This window comes from Pseudomonas chlororaphis subsp. piscium (assembly GCF_003850345.1).
GTDB classification, from domain to species: domain Bacteria; phylum Pseudomonadota; class Gammaproteobacteria; order Pseudomonadales; family Pseudomonadaceae; genus Aquipseudomonas; species Aquipseudomonas piscium.
Genome location: NZ_CP027707.1, coordinates 5695319 through 5710414, shown reverse-complemented (window position 1 = coordinate 5710414; position 15096 = coordinate 5695319). Strand labels below are relative to the sequence as shown.

The window sequence follows — 15096 nt, the reverse complement described above, 5'->3', positions numbered from 1 at the left end:
GGTGGGGTAGCGATTCTGTAGGAGCGAGGCTTGCCCGCGATGAACGATGACGCGGTGCGTCAGGCACTACGCGTTGTCTCCATCGCGGGCAAGCCTCGCTCCTACATATCTGCGTTTAGAACAGCACTTTCGCCACATCGGCGAAACGCTTGGCGAAGTGCACGGTGATGCCTTCCTTGAGGTAGTCCGGCAGCTCTTCGAAGTGGCCGCGGTTGGCTTCCGGCAGGATCAGCTCGAAGAGCTTCTGCCGGCGCGCCGCGATGACTTTCTCGCGTACCCCGCCGATGGGCAGGACATGCCCGGTCAGGGTCAGCTCGCCGGTCATGGCCACGCCCTTTTTCGGCGGCTGGCTGCGCGCCAGGGACAGCAGGGCGCTGGCCATGGTCACCCCGGCGCTCGGGCCATCCTTCGGCGTGGCGCCTTCCGGCACGTGCAGGTGGACGAACGCCTCGTCGAAGAACTTCGCATCGCCACCGAACTGCTTGAGGTGCGAGGTGACATAGCTGTAGGCGATTTCCGCTGACTCCTTCATCACGTCCCCCAGTTGCCCGGTGAGCTTGAAGCCACGGTTGAGGGTATGAATCCGCGTGGCTTCGATCGGCAGCGTGGCGCCGCCCATGCTGGTCCAGGCCAGGCCGGTGATCACCCCGGTGCCGCTGAGCACCTGCTCGTTGCGGAACACCGGCATGCCCAGGGAGGCTTCCAGGTCTTTCGGGCCGACTTTGATCACCGCGTCCGGTTCTTCCAGCAGCCGTACCACGGCCTTGCGCACCAGCTTGCCCAGCTGTTTTTCCAGCTGGCGCACGCCGGACTCGCGGGCGTAACCATCGATCACCGCGCGCAGGGCCGCATCGCTGATGCTCAGGCTGGCCTTGGACACCCCGGCCTTTTCCAGCTGCTTGGGCCACAGGTGGCGCTTGGCGATGGCCAGTTTTTCCTCGGTGATATAGCCCGACAGGCGAATCACTTCCATGCGGTCCAGCAATGGGCCGGGAATCGAATCCAGGGTGTTGGCGGTGCACACGAACAGCACTTTCGACAGGTCCAGGCGCAGGTCCAGGTAGTGGTCGAGGAATTCCACGTTCTGTTCCGGGTCGAGGGTTTCCAGCAGCGCCGAGGCCGGGTCGCCCTGGTAGCTCTGGCCCATCTTGTCGATCTCGTCGAGCATGATCACCGGGTTCATCACTTCGACGTCTTTCAACGCCTGCACCAGCTTGCCCGGCAAGGCGCCGATGTAGGTGCGGCGGTGGCCCTTGATCTCGGCCTCGTCACGCATGCCGCCAACGCTGAAGCGGTAGAACGGCCGGCCCAGGGATTCGGCGATGGACTTGCCGACGCTGGTCTTGCCCACGCCGGGCGGGCCCACCAGCAGCACGATGGAGCCGCTGATCTCGCCCTTGTAGGCGCCGACCGCGAGGAATTCGAGGATCCGGCTCTTGATGTCGTCGAGCCCGGCGTGATGCTGGTCCAGCACCTTGCGCGCATGCTTGAGGTCGAGCTTGTCTTCACCGTACACGCCCCAGGGCACCGCGGTGGCCCACTCCAGGTAGTTGCGGGTGACCGCGTACTCCGGCGAGCCGGTCTCGAGGATCGACAGTTTGTTCATCTCCTCTTCGATGCGTTTCTGCGCCTGGGGCGGCAGGACCTTGCCGGTCAGGCGCTGCTCGAACTGCTCGATGTCGGCGCTGCGATCGTCCTTGGTCAGGCCCAGCTCCTGCTGGATGACCTTGAGCTGTTCCTTGAGGAAGAACTCGCGCTGGTGCTCGCCGATCTTGCGATTGACCTCGGCGGAAATCTCTTTCTGCAGGCGCGCGACCTCGACCTCCTTGCGCAGCATCGGCAGGACTTTTTCCATGCGCTTGAGCATCGGCACGCAGTCCAGCACTTCCTGCAGTTCGTTGCCGGTGGCCGAGGTCAGCGCGGCGGCGAAGTCGGTCAGCGGCGACGGGTCGTTGGGGCTGAAGCGGTTGAGGTAGTTCTTCAGCTCTTCGCTGTACAGCGGGTTGAGCGGCAGCAGTTCCTTGATCGCGTTGATCAACGCCATACCATAGGCCTTGACCTCGTCGGTCGGCTCGCTCGGCTGGTGCGGGTACTCGACCTCCACCAGGTACGGCGGGCGATGATGCTTGAGCCAGGTGCGGATGCGCACGCGGGTCAGGCCCTGGGCGACGAATTGCAACTTGCCGTTCTCGCGGCTGGCGTGGTGCACCTTGACCAGGGTGCCGTACAGCGGCAGGGCCGAGGTGTCGAAATGCCGTGGGTCTTCCGGTGGGGTGTCCATGAAGAACAGCGCCAGCGAATGGTGTTCGGACTTGCTCACCAATTCCAGGGTTTCGGCCCAGGGTTCTTCGTTGACGATCACCGGCAAAACTTGCGCGGGGAAGAACGGTCGATTGTGGATCGGGATGATGTAAACCTTGTCCGGCAGATTCTGCCCGGGCAGGGCCAGGCCCTTGCCGGAGGACGTATGGAGTTCGGCGTTTTCCGGGTCGGCGTATTCACTCATGGTTTCAGGAAGTTCTTGCTGGTCGCTCATGGGGCACCTGCGCAATGGGGTATGCGAAGTTAGATGGGGCAGGTGACGGGCGGTTTCAATGGGCCATGGGCCGGATCAATTATTTCAGTCTTTGTCGCCGGGACGCGGTGCAGTCTTCAAAACGGCGATGGCGAGGCTGTCATTTCTGCGCAGGAACGCTGGTAAATTGGCGGTGACAGAAAAATGACATTGAGAACCCCCTGATTTTATTGCGTGATCTTCTTCTCTCGGCGGTCTAATCTGGACCGATTAAATGTTGTCAGGGAAATGGCATTTATTTGACGCATCTTTAGCTGCCCAGAGGGACGCGTAATGATCAAGGGACTTTTCAGCGGGGAGCGGCGGGTGTCGCCGTGGGTGTGCAAGGTCGACAACAGTGAGGTCGCGGCGACGAGAGCCGTCTCATGAAGTGGCGCCATACGTTCCAGGTAAGGATCACCGGGATATTGGCGTTATTGCTGTTGATCGTGATCGGGGTGGTGTATTTCGCCGTCAAGGCCGCGACCAATCATGCGGTGGAAAACCAGGCGCAAGTGCAGCTGCAAACCGGCGCCCGGGTATTCGAACGCCTGCTAGAACTGCGCGGCCGACGCTTGCGTTATGGCGTGGACTGGCTGGTAGTGGACTCGCAGTTTCGCGAGGCGGTGATCAGCGGCGATTCCCAGGCGATTCTCGAGGCGCTGCGTCAGCACGGCACCGGCACCCGCGGCAGCGAGCTGTTCGTGCTCGGCGTCGAAGGCACGGTGATCGCCAGCACCCTGGGGGCGATCGCCGAGCGCGAGCATTTCCCTTATGACCGTGCATTGCGCACGGCCCTGCGGCAGAACAAAAGCATGTTGATCGTCGCGCTCAAGGGCCAGCCTTATCTGCTGGTCCAGGGGCAGGTGCTGACGCCGATGCACATGAACCGGGTGGTCATGGCGTTTCGCATGGACGACCTGTTCGCCAGCGAGCTGCGCTCCATGAGTAACCTGGAAGTGTCTTTCCTCACCCTGCAGGACGGGCGCGCGGGAGAACTGTTCAGCACTCAGCCGGACATTTTCTGGGCCACCATCATCACCACCCTGCGCAACTCGTCCTGGCGCGCCCTACCGCAGTTGAGCGATGCCCACGGCAAGCGCTTTCTCAATCAGGCCCTGCAACTGGCCAATACCGACGATCCCGACGACCCCAAGGTTCTGGCGTTGCTGCAAAGCCCTCTGGATCACGCCTTGCAGGCCTTTGCGCCGCTGGACCGGGAGTTCCTGGCGATTGCCCTGGCGGCGCTGGTGGTGTCGCTGGCTGGCGCCCTGTTCATGGCGCGGCGGGTGTCGTGGCCGTTGAATGTGCTGGCCGATGCCGCCCAGCGTATCGGCGCCGGCAACTACCAGGTGCCGGTGGTGCTCAAGCGCACCGACGAGTTCGGCTTGCTGGCCGAGGCGATCAACGCCATGCAGAGCGGGATCGCCAGCCGCGAGCTGCAACTGGCCCATAACGCCCTGCACGACCCCTTGACCGGCCTGCCCAACCGGGCGCTGGCCATGGAACGTCTGAGCAACGCCATCGGCGCCGGGCGCAAGGTGGTGCTGCTGTACCTGGGCATCGAGGACTATCGAGCGATCAACGAAGGCCTGGGCCCGGAGGGAGTGGAGCAGATGATGCGCGAAGTCAGCCGGCGGCTGTCGGAGACGGTATCCACCGGCGACACCGCCGCGCGCATCACCGCCAACGAGTTTCTGTTGCTGCTGGAAAATACCGAGATCGATGGCGCGGTGGCCATGGCCGATCGGCTCCACACATTATTGAGCCGGCCGCAGACCATTCATGGCGATGAAGTGCAGCGCCAGGTGTGCATCGGCGTGGCGGTCTACCCCACCGACGGGCAATCGGCGGAAGAGCTGATCAGCCGCGCCGCCATCGCCCGCCATGACGCGGCCGCCCAGCCCGGTTACCTGCAGATCTACCAGCAGGACCGCGACCTGGCCCATCAGCGCCAGGTCGGGCTGATCCGCGACCTGCGTCGGGCGGCGGCGGAAGGTGAGTTGTTCTTGCTGTATCAGCCCAAGCTCGACCTGCGCCATGGCCATGTGCACCAGGCCGAAGCCTTGCTGCGCTGGCAGCACCCGGAGTTCGGCATGGTCTCGCCGGCGGAATTCATCCCCCTGGCCGAGCGCACCGGCAGCATGAACAGCCTGACCCTGTGGGTGATCGAGGAGGGCATGCGGCAACTGGCCGAATGGAACATGCGCGGGCTGCACCTGCAGTTGTCGCTGAACATCTCGGTGGACGACCTGCATGGCCACGACCTGGCGGCGCGGGTGAGCGTGTTGCTGCAGCGTTATCGGCTGTCCGCCGAGCAGTTGATTTTCGAGATCACCGAAAGCGCCATCATGCGTCACCCGGAGCAGGCGCTGGAGGTGCTGCAGAGCCTGCGCGACTGCGGCATCAGCCTGTCGGTGGACGACTTCGGCACCGGCTATTCGTCGCTGGCGCAATTGCAGCGGCTGCCGGTGCAGGAGCTGAAGATCGACCAGTCGTTTATCCGCAACCTCGACGAAACCAGCGGCGACGCGGTGATCGTGCGCTCCACCATCGAGATGAGCCACAACCTGGGGCTCAAGGTGGTGGCCGAAGGGGTGGAACAGGAGCGCAGCCTGCGCCTGCTGGAGCGCTGGCATTGCGACACGGCCCAGGGCTACCTGATCAGCCGGCCGCTCAGCGCCGCGGCCTTCGAGGCCTGGCTGTTGAAGTCGCGGATTTCCAGCTGAGCAACGCTGTGTGGCCGCTCCGGGCACTACGGCCAGACATCCGCAGGCCCTGCTCCACGGTATGAAGTCTGTCGCTGTGAACCTCGGTGATGGGGCCGCGGCTTACTGCTTGGTGCACTCGGCGGGGAGCGCTACGACGCCGCCCATGGAGGCGAAGGCGACCATGCCGCCACTGGGCAACACGCAATTGTATTCGCCGTTGCTGGTGCTGGCGGTGAAGTAGGTCTGGGAAGCGTCGCTACGCACATTGGAGACCGTGGTCACGGGCTTGCCGAGGGTGGTCTGGGCGCGGGTCTTGAGGTCGTCGTTGCTGGGTTTGGCAATGGCGCAACCGCCCAGGGCGAGCACCAGGCCGCCGAGCAGGGTGAGGGTACGGGCAGTGGGGTGGAGGTTCATGGTGATTCTTCCTTGGCGTTGTTGTGTTTTCTACGGCGCAGCCGGCCCCGACACCGCAGAGCGGCGGTGTTGAGAAGAGCGGGTGAGTGGTTGGCACTATATCGCCGGGGTGGGGGAGGGTCGATTAGCACAGATGGGCTAATGTCCCTTTGCAATTATTGGGCTGGGGACGGGCGTCGGCGCAGGGCCGGCTGGAGTCGCCGGCCCCGGATCGAGGTTCAGGTCAGCAGTTGTTCCTGCAGGCGCCGGCCGAGTACGTCCAGCAGGTCGCAGCCATCGCGCAGGGGGATGACGCAGAGCTGGGCGAAGTCCTGGAGCAGCGCCGGGTTGCTGTGCAGGTTGGCGTCGCTGGCGATGTTTTCCAGCAACTGGATCGCGGCGCGGATGCGGTGGGCGGCGGCTTCGTGCAGCACATCCAGGGGCGCCTCGGTGTCGATCAGCAAGGCGGGGATGCTGCAGTCGTTGCTGGTCAGGGCCATGTAGCGGCGGGGTTTGGTGGGTAGGGCGGGTGGATCGGGAACGACTTTTTTCATTGAACTGGCTCCGGGTAGGGATCTGAGCCGCCAACAGCCTTCCTACGGGCTTGGGTGGCAGCCGTGCGCGGGGTAGGAACCGAATACCCAGGGACTCGGCCACGTCGAAACGTGCCCGCGCACAGCCGCCGCGGCTGATCTTACGGACACCTTAAAAGGGCCGCAATCAGTCGGGACGCGTACGCGCCGAGGGTCATCAAAAGGGTTCCTACGCCCTGTCACTGAATTGGCAGTGACAGGCCAAACCATAGAGTCCGGGGCCCGGCGGGACAAGGTGATAGGAGTCGACGCGTGTTGTAGGAATTTTCGCTGTAGCCACTGCCACACCGATCTCGGATCGACATTGGCCTGTAGCCGCTGCCGAGCCTGCGAGGCTGCGATCGTCTGCGTAGCAGACGCAAGGGCGGTACCCCCATCGGCCTGATACACCGCGTTGTCTGATTTGGCGTCCGCTTCGCGGCCGGTCGCAGCCTCGCGGGCTCGGCAGCGGCTACACGAGTCGTTATCGTCCGGGAGCCTTGTGGTGGTTGGGTGGGCCCTATCGCGGGCAAGCCTCGCTCCTACAGAAGCGGAGCGGAACACCACGATCCTGCTTCTGTAGGAGCGAAGCTTGCTCGCGATGACGTCAGCTCGAACAACGCAGGAGCGAGAGGTCAAAGCAACACCCCCAAACGCCACCCACAAAAAAAGGCGGCTACCCGCAGGTAGCCGCCTTTTCATTCACCGCCGGTAAGGCTTATTCCGACAGTTTGTAGGCGATGATGTAGTCGCCCATCTTGGTGCCCAGCGAGCCGTGGCCACCCACGACCACCAGTACGTACTGCTTGCCATCCTTGCCGGTGTAGCTCATCGGCGTGGCCTGGCCACCCGCTGGCAGGCGGGATTTCCACAGTTCCTTGCCGTTGTTCACGTCATAACCGCGGATGTACTGGTCCAGGGTGCCGCTGAGGAAGCCCACGCCGCCGGCGGTGACCATCGAGCCGCCCATGCTCGGCACGCCGATGGGCAGGCCGATCGGTACTGGCGAGCTGTCGCGGCTGGTGCCGTTCTTGTGCTTCCACACCACTTTGTTGGTGGTCAGGTCGATACCGGCCACGTAGCCCCAGGCCGGGGCCTGGCAAGGTACGCCGAACGGCGACATGAACGGATGCATGATCACCGCGTACGGCGCGCCGGTGTTGGGTTGCACACCGGAGGTTTCGCTTTCGCGCTTGCTGCCGGCGGCGACTTCGGCGCGCGGCACCAGCTTGGAAACGAAGGCCATGTAGTTCGGGCTGGTGAACAGCAGGTGACGGACCGGATCGATCGACACGCTGCCCCAGTTGAACACACCGACGTTACCCGGGTAGATCAGGCTGCCCTGGATCGATGGCGGGGTGTACTGGCCTTCGTAGCGCAGTTCCTTGAACTGGATGCGGCACAGCATCTGGTCGAACGGCGTGGCGCCCCACATGCCTTTCTCTTCCAGCGGCGGTGGCAGCAGGTTCAGGTCCGAACGGGCCTGGGTCGGCGCGGTGTGGTCGCCTTCGACTGCACCGGCCGGCGCCGGTACTTCCTGGATCGGCACGATCGGGGTGCCGTCGCGACGGTCCAGCACGTACAGGCTGCCTTGCTTGGTCGGCTGGATCAGCGCCGGCTTGATGCCGTCAGCGGTCTTCATGTCCACCAGGGTCGGCTGGCTGCCCACGTCCATGTCCCACAGGTCATGGTGGGTGAACTGGTAGTTCCAGCGCAGCTTGCCGGTGTCGATGTCCAGGGCCACGGTGCCGGCGCTGAACTTCTCGGCGCCCGCGGTGCGGTTGCCGCCCCACTGGTCAGGCATCTGGTTGCCCAGCGGCAGGTAGATCAGGCCCAGTTTCTCGTCGACGCTGGCCAGGGACCACATGTTCGGCGAGTTGCGGGTGTAGGTCTGGCCTTCTGGCAGCGGAGCGGTTGCGTCGGGATTGCCGGCGTCCCAGTTCCACACCAGGTGACCATCGTGCACGTCGAAGGCGCGGATCACGCCGGACGGTTCGTTGGTCGACTCGTTGTCGGTCACGTGGCCGCCGATGATCACCAGGTTACGGGTGATGGCGGCCGGCGACGTCGAGTAGTAGCCACCCGGAGTGAACGGGCCGATACCGGCCTTCAGGTCCACGGCGCCCTTGTTGCCGAAGTCTTCGCAGACCTTGCCGGTGTCGGCGTTGATCGCGATCAGGCGCGCGTCGGCGGTCGGCAGGAACAGGCGACGCGGGCAGCTGGCGGCGATGGCCTGGCCGGCGGCCGAGAGGCTGGCCGGGGTGCTGATGGCGTCGGTCTTGTTGAAGCTGGCTTCGTCGTAGTACGACACGCCACGGCAGGTCATGTGCGCCCAGCCACGGAAGTCATCGCCGTTCGGACCCTGGATTTTCGGGTCGAAACGCCAGATTTCCTTGCCGGTGTCCGGGTCCAGCGCCAGCACCTGGCTGTGGGCGGTGCAGGCATAGAGCATGCCGTTGACCTTCAGCGGGGTGTTCTGGTTGGTGATTTCCACCGGGTCCTTGGCGGTCGGCATGTCGCCGGTGCGGATGCGCCAGGCTTCCTGCAGCTTGCCGATGTTGGCCGGCGTGATCTGGGTTAGCGGCGAGTAGCGGTCGCCGAACTCGGTACGGCCATACGCCTGCCAGTCGCCTTCGGGCATGGTCGGCGCGGCGCTGGTGGTGTCGGCGCTTTCACGGCCCAGTTCGCCCGAGATTTCGCCCGGGTTGGTGAACTGGCTGTTGATCGCGGCACCACCGGCCAGGACCACGGCCACGCCCAGTACCGCGGTACCCAGCGGCGCCGGGCCGTTGCGCAGCAGCGGACGACGGAACCATGGCAGCAGCAGAACCACACCCAGGGCAAAGAACAGCGACAGGCGTGGCACCAGTTGCCACCAGTCCAGGCCGACTTCCCACAGTGCCCAGACGGAGCTGGCGAACAGCACCACCCCGTAGACGAGCAGCGCGGAACTACGCCCCGCCAGCAGCAGCACGCCGCTGACGATCAGGCCGATACCGGCCAACAGGTAGTACAGCGAGCCGCCGAGCATGCTCAGCTTGATCCCCCCGGCCAGCATGGCCAGGCCCATTAGCAGCAGCAAGATACCGAGCAGGCTCGGCAGCAGGCGGCTCGGACTTGAAGCACCATCAGTGCTCATAGTGTGGTTCTCCGTGACGTTTAAGGTAGTCCCGCGCTTGTTCACTGTAGATGACGATCAGGCGCGGGCATGGTTCAGCAGTGTTTGGGGAAAAACAGTTTTATTCAGATTGAACGAGCCCCAGGGCTCATCAGAACGAGCTCTGGATCTTGATCCCGCCGATCAGCGCGTCGTCGACCTTGTCCACGCCACCCGGGTGGCGGATGTATTGCAGGTTCGGGCGCACGGTCAGCCAGTTGGTGACATGCACGCCGTAGTACAGCTCGGCGCTGTATTCGGTGTCCTGGGGCGGCAGGTAGGCCGGGTTGTCATAGTCCTGGATGAGATTGGCCTGGTTGGTCGCTTCGGCGTTCTTGCGGTAGGCCGGGTTGACGTGGACCCGGGCCATGGCGAAGCCGATGTCGTCCTTGGCGCGCGCATCGAACAGGCCCTTGTAGACCAGGCCGGCCTGGACGTAGTTGTCGATGGCGTTGGTCTTCTTGTCGTGCATCGTCGCGTTGGCGAACAGGCTCAAGCCGCGCGAGTGGTCGCTGGCCAGGCTGGTGATCTGCTGTTGCGCGCCCAGCCACAGGCCGTGCTTGCTCGAACTGCTGCGATAGGCCTCGCCGCTCAAGGCCGCCGGCTGGCCGTTGCTGTCCTTATAGACGTCGCTGGCCTTGGCGCTGCTGTAGTAGTAACCGGCGCGGTATTCACCCGGCAGCCCGTTGAGTTTCGGCGTCCACACCAGCTCCACCGGCAGCAGGGTGCCCTGGGTGCCGCTGCCGCTGAGCTTGAAGCCGTTGCCGCGCTCGAGGTTGGACGGGTTCTGCTCATAGGCGCCGATCTGCGCGTAGAGCTCAGGGGTCAGGTGATATTTGACCCGCAGCGCCCATTGGCTGACCGGCCAGTTGTACCAGACGCTACCGGCCCAGTTGCCGACCTGGGAGCCACAGAACGCCAGGTTCTGGAAGTCGCAAGGGAAGCTGTTGAAGTCTTCGCCCTGGCCGAACCGGCCGACCTTGATATCGAGTTTCTGGTCGAAGAATTTCTGCTGGTACCACATCTGCGTCAGGCGCCAGGTCTGGCCGCGGCCCCAGACTTCCTGGGCCGAGGTGAAGCCGCCGACCCGCGGGTCGTTGATGCGGTCGTTGCTGATGTTGTCGCCGTCACGCTTGGTGATGGTCAGTTGGAACTCGGCATCGTTCCAGCCGAGGATCTTGCCCAGGTCCAGGTGGCTGCCGAAGGCGAACTGGTCGCTGAAGCGCGCGGTGCGGTCATGGTCGTAGCCACCATGCAGGTTGGCGCCCATTTCGCCGACGAAGTCGATCTTGAAGTCGTAGCCTTTTTTCGCCAGCTCGGTGCGGTTGCCGTTCCAGTCGCCGAGCATCCAGGGGGACTCGCTGTCGAAGGCCGGCGCGGCCTGGGCGCAGGTGGCCAGGCCGAAGGCGCTGAGCAGGGCCACGGCTTTGTGGCTGGCGGAAGGGTAAAAGACAGCGCTGTCTTTGAAAGGCTTGAAGTTAGGCATAAGTTGTCAGGTAAGGGCTTTTTATAAGAGGTCAGAAAAACAGGGGATATCGCGCGTTGCGAACCTCAGGGGTCGAAAGCGGTAGCCACTGTTTTAAGGAAAAAAATCGATTCAGCGTTGGGGGCGTAAGGATAAAGCGCCTCCTCTTGGAGAGAAAGCGCTTTTAGTGACATGAATCATTTCGGATTTGGTAACAGTGTGTTTTTTTCAGCCGTTGGTATTCGGCATGGAACTACCGTCAATCTTCTTCCGGTCAAACAGGGGCAAGTCGTTCTACTTTGAATAACTCGCTCCTGTTGTTATGCGGGTTCAACTAAGGACGTTCAGACTTCTTTTCTCCAGCCGGAGAAGGTGATGGACGTTCCTTCTTCCTCTTCATCCTTGATCTCAATCTTGTAAGTACCCCCGCCAGCTACACCGTCAATCAAGGCTTTTTCATCGTTTGCGCGTAACTCGGCACCTTTGGCTTGCTCCTGGTAAAACTTCACGACCTCGGAGAACGGCGTATAGGTTTTCAACAAGACCTCGAAATCATGCCGCGGCCGGCCGGCCAGTTCGTCGTAGTCTCCATAAATCGGCGCGCCTTTCAGGCCCGGGGTGGTGAAAAAACCATCGACGCCCGCGCCCACCAAGTGGGAGTTTTTGGGCAACAACGCAAGCATTGCCTTGGGGAAGTCGGCGGGCAGTTGCGCGGCGCTCCAAGAGTCCTTTTTCGGGTCGGTGGTGATGTATTCGACCGTGGCAATCTTTTGCGCGAGGGCACGTGTCTCGGGATCTTCACTTTCGGCCCAGAACGCGACCATTGGCGGCAACTCTTTGCTCCAGGCAATGATTGGCTCGGCGTCGCTCTTCTGGGCGTCTTTGGCCTGGAAGATGGTCAGCACGGTTTCGGGGCCCGGATTGCAGGACAACGACTCTGTCCTTGATTTGACGGTGCAGTGCCCATTCACCAGGCCTACGGCGATCAACTGCCCCTTGTCGTTCAACAGCAGCGCGGCGCGTTCATCGCCATGATCGTGATCCATGGCCGTGAGCATTTTGCGTCCGGCAGGTACACCTTTCTCGAACGTCGAGAACTCTGAATCGAGGGAATCCAGTACTTGCGTCACGATCATAGAGCCGTCGCTGGTGAAGCTGCCGGTGGCGTAGCCGATGAAGTCGATCAGGGCTGCGCGAACCGCCGGATCTTCATTGAGCTGCGGTGGTCGTGCCGGCGCGGGGGCATTGGTGAGCTGCAACACGGTTGTGCCATCTGCACGTTTTTCCGATTGAAGGGACAGGGCGACGGCGTCAAGCGAGAGGGTGAGTGCCAAAAGCACGGCGAACGGGCGTGTGAGGTTGAACAAGGGGTCAGTCCTTTGTTGGATGGAAATCCGGTTTCTGCGGGAGGTCACGGGTTGATGGCACTGTTTCAGGCCGTCATGACAGGTACGCAACCTTGGAAAGATAAAGCAGCGCATTTTGCCCGGTCACGGCCTGGCGGTACAGGCTGGGGATTGCGCAATGCCGTGGGAGTCAGGTTCTGAGGGGGAGGGGGCGGAGAGGAAAATCGCAGCCCGAAGGCTGCGATTGTGGGGGGACTCAGAAGGTGGTGCGCAGGCCGACCTCGATGCTGCGCCCTTGGGCCGGGGCGATGTCGCGCAAGATCGAGCTGGCGTAACGCACGGTCTGGTTGGTCAGGTTCTCGCCCTTGACGAAGGCCAGCCACTGGCTGCTGCCGATGTCGAAGTGGTAACCGGCGCTGGCGCCCAGGGTGGTGTAGCCGTCGGTGCCGCTTTCGTTGTCCGGCACGCGACGCTGGCTGGCGGCGTGTTCGACATCGATGCGCGCCTGCCAGCGATCCAGTTCCCACAGCAGGCCGCTGTTCAGGCGCAGCGGCGCGATGCGCGGCAGGGCTTCGCCGTTGTCCAGGTTCTTGGCACGGGTGTAGTCGCCGGACAGTTCCAGGGCGAACTTGCCGTAGGCGCTTTCGCCGAGCTTCCAGTGGTCCTGGGCCTCGATACCGGCAAACCGCGCGCGGACCCCGGAGTAGGTGTATTCCGGCATGCCGCCCGCGTCTTCCTCGCCTTCATCGTTGAGGGTGCGGCCGCTGCCGAGCAGCCCGATGTAGTTGGAGAAGTGGCTGTAGAACACCCCGACGCTGCCTTTGTGGGTGCCGTTGTCGAAACGCAGGGCCAGGTCGCTGGACACGGCTTTTTCCTTCGACAGGTTGGCGTCGCCGACTTCATAGGTGCCGGTGGCCACGTGGGCGCCGTTGGCATACAGCTCGTAGAAGGTCGGGGCGCGTTCGGTGTAGCCCAGGGTGGCGGCCACGGACCAGACCGGCGTCAGGGTATAGACCGCGCCGGACGACAGGCTGCCGGCGGTGAAGCTGCTGGAACTGTCGGCCTGGCTGAAGCGTTCGTTGCCTTTGCTGTCCGGGTCGACGCGGGTGTGCTCCAGGCGCCCGCCAAGGCTGAGTTTCAGGCGCTCGGTGGCCTGCAATTCTTCGAGGATGAACAGCGCGGCGCTGTCGGTATCGGTCTGCGGCACGAAGGCCTCTTCGCCGAGCGCGGAAAACTCGCTGCGGCTGACCTGGGTGCCAATCACCCCATTGAGCGGGCCGAGGGGCTGGTGGCGGGCTTCGACACGGGCTTCGTAACCCTTGTTCTTGAAGATAGTGCCGGTCTCGCCGCCTTCGATTTCGCGGTGTTCGTAATCGGTGTAGCCGGCGTCGAACTTCAGCGAGCTGAAGGGGCCGTCGAGGTTGCGCAGTTCCGAGGCGAAGGCGTAGTGATCCTGCTTCATGCGGATGCGCACGTCCTCTTCGGCGGGCGAGCCGTAGTTGGAGTCGTAGTTGCTGTAGGACAGCCCGGCGTAACCGTCGTCCCAGGTGTAGGAACCGCCGATGGCGCCGCCGTCCTGACGGCCGTCGCTGTTGCCCAGGCGACCCTTCTTGCCGTTGCCGTCTTCACTCGCCGGGGCGTGGCGGCTGCGGGCGTAGCCGGGGATTTTCAGGTCGTTGAACTGCCGCGAGTTGGCGTCCAGGTGCAGGGCGAAGGTGCCGTTGCCGGCTTCCAGCTTGCCGGCGCTGCTGCGGGTGGTGTCGGCACCGCCGTAACGCAATTCACCGGCACCCTGGATGCCCTCGATGGCCTCGGTGGGGATGCGGTTGTCGAAGGTGTTGACCACGCCGCCGATGGCGCTGCCGCCATACAGCAGGGCGGCCGGGCCGCGGACGATCTCGATGCGCTCGACGTTGACCGGGTCCAGCGGCACGGCATGGTCGTAGGACAGCGACGAAGCATCCAGCGCGCCGACGCCGTTGCGCAGCAGGCGAATGCGATCGCCATCCAGGCCGCGAATGATCGGCCGGCTGGCGCCCGGGCCGAAGTAGGACGAGGACACGCCCGGCTGCTTATTCAGGGTTTCGCCGAGGCTGCCTTGCTGTTGCAGGGTCAGGTCGTCGCCTTCCAGTACCGTGCTCGGCGCTGCCGTTTGCTGGCTGCCCAGGGGGTTGGCGGTGATGACCTGCGGTTGCAGCTCCAGGGCGTGGGCCTGGGAGGCGAACAGCAAGGCGGCGGACAAAGGGCTAAGACGCCAGAGTAGAGAGCGAGAAGGGCGGTGGGCAGAGAGGGACATCGGTCATTCCTTGGCAGCGCAGGACAGCGCGCTTTGAGTCAAAAGAGAACAGGCGTGACACGGCGAGGTGTCTGGATCAGGGGTTTGTTTTTTATTGATACAATATAACATCTCTTTTGGCGCGAAAAGGAAGGAACTTTTTCAGCGTCCCTTTTCTGTAGGAGCGAGGCTTGCCCGCGATGCAGGCGCTGCCGGTTATCAGAAGCGACGCGCCATCGTTCATCGCGGGCAAGCCTCGCTCCTACGGGTTCACCGGCGCGCGGGATCTCACCTACAGTTACTCAAGATCCGCATCCACCCTTCCACCGGATCGAACCCTCGGCTAAGGTGCGCGACTTCCTTTTTCTCTTGCTCAAAGGCCCGGCATGACTGCAACGAACAACGACCCGCTGCACGGCGTCACCCTGGAACAGATCCTCAAGGCGCTGGTGGAACATTACGAATGGCGGGGGTTGGCCGAGCGCATCGATATCCGTTGCTTCAAGAGCGACCCGAGCATCAAGTCGAGCCTGACCTTTCTGCGCAAGACGCCCTGGGCGCGGGAGAAAGTCGAGCAGCTGTACGTGAAGTTGCAGCGCACCAAACGCCCGCTCTAAGGACAT

Annotated in this window: 9 protein-coding genes; 2 read left to right on the top strand and 7 right to left on the bottom strand. The window is 63.3% G+C overall.

The features are described 5' to 3' along the window. Positions 1-115 precede the first annotated feature (115 nt). Positions 116-2536, bottom strand: a complete 2421-nt coding sequence (gene lon, locus C4K38_RS25745; RefSeq protein ID WP_053280721.1) for an endopeptidase La — start codon at positions 2534-2536, stop codon at positions 116-118. Between the two features lie 404 nt (positions 2537-2940). Between lon and C4K38_RS25740 the strand changes: the two genes are divergently transcribed. Then, the gene (locus tag C4K38_RS25740; protein ID WP_053280720.1) at positions 2941-5283 is read left to right on the top strand and encodes a putative bifunctional diguanylate cyclase/phosphodiesterase; all 2343 of its coding nucleotides are present in this window, start codon (positions 2941-2943) and stop codon (positions 5281-5283) included. Positions 5284-5385: 102 nt separating this feature from the next. On the opposite strand, the gene C4K38_RS25735 is transcribed toward C4K38_RS25740, so the two are convergent. The 6 genes from C4K38_RS25735 to C4K38_RS25710 all read right to left on the bottom strand — a co-directional run bounded on the left by C4K38_RS25735 (position 5386) and on the right by C4K38_RS25710 (position 14494). Beyond that, entirely contained in the window at positions 5386-5679 is a 294-nt protein-coding gene (locus C4K38_RS25735; RefSeq protein WP_053280719.1) for a hypothetical protein, read from the bottom strand. Between the two features lie 218 nt (positions 5680-5897). Continuing rightward, positions 5898-6212 (bottom strand): hypothetical protein, encoded by a 315-nt coding sequence (locus C4K38_RS25730; RefSeq protein ID WP_053280718.1) that lies wholly within the window; start codon positions 6210-6212, stop codon positions 5898-5900. Positions 6213-6948: 736 nt separating this feature from the next. Continuing rightward, complete coding sequence (locus C4K38_RS25725; protein WP_053280717.1) at positions 6949-9369, bottom strand: glucose/quinate/shikimate family membrane-bound PQQ-dependent dehydrogenase; 2421 nt, start codon at positions 9367-9369, stop codon at positions 6949-6951. A 130-nt stretch (positions 9370-9499) separates the two neighbouring features. Then, positions 9500-10873, bottom strand: a complete 1374-nt coding sequence (locus C4K38_RS25720; RefSeq protein WP_053280716.1) for a carbohydrate porin — start codon at positions 10871-10873, stop codon at positions 9500-9502. Positions 10874-11196: 323 nt separating this feature from the next. Continuing rightward, positions 11197-12219 (bottom strand): hypothetical protein, encoded by a 1023-nt coding sequence (locus tag C4K38_RS25715; RefSeq protein ID WP_053280715.1) that lies wholly within the window; start codon positions 12217-12219, stop codon positions 11197-11199. 235 nt (positions 12220-12454) lie between these two features. Beyond that, positions 12455-14494 carry a TonB-dependent receptor gene (locus C4K38_RS25710; protein WP_053280714.1) on the bottom strand — a complete coding sequence of 680 codons (2040 nt, stop codon included), beginning with the start codon at positions 14492-14494 and terminating at the stop codon, positions 12455-12457. Between the two features lie 365 nt (positions 14495-14859). On the opposite strand from C4K38_RS25710, the gene C4K38_RS25705 reads away from it, so the two are divergent. Continuing rightward, positions 14860-15090 carry a VF530 family protein gene (locus C4K38_RS25705; RefSeq protein WP_053280713.1) on the top strand — a complete coding sequence of 77 codons (231 nt, stop codon included), beginning with the start codon at positions 14860-14862 and terminating at the stop codon, positions 15088-15090. The last annotated feature ends 6 nt before the right edge of the window (positions 15091-15096 follow it).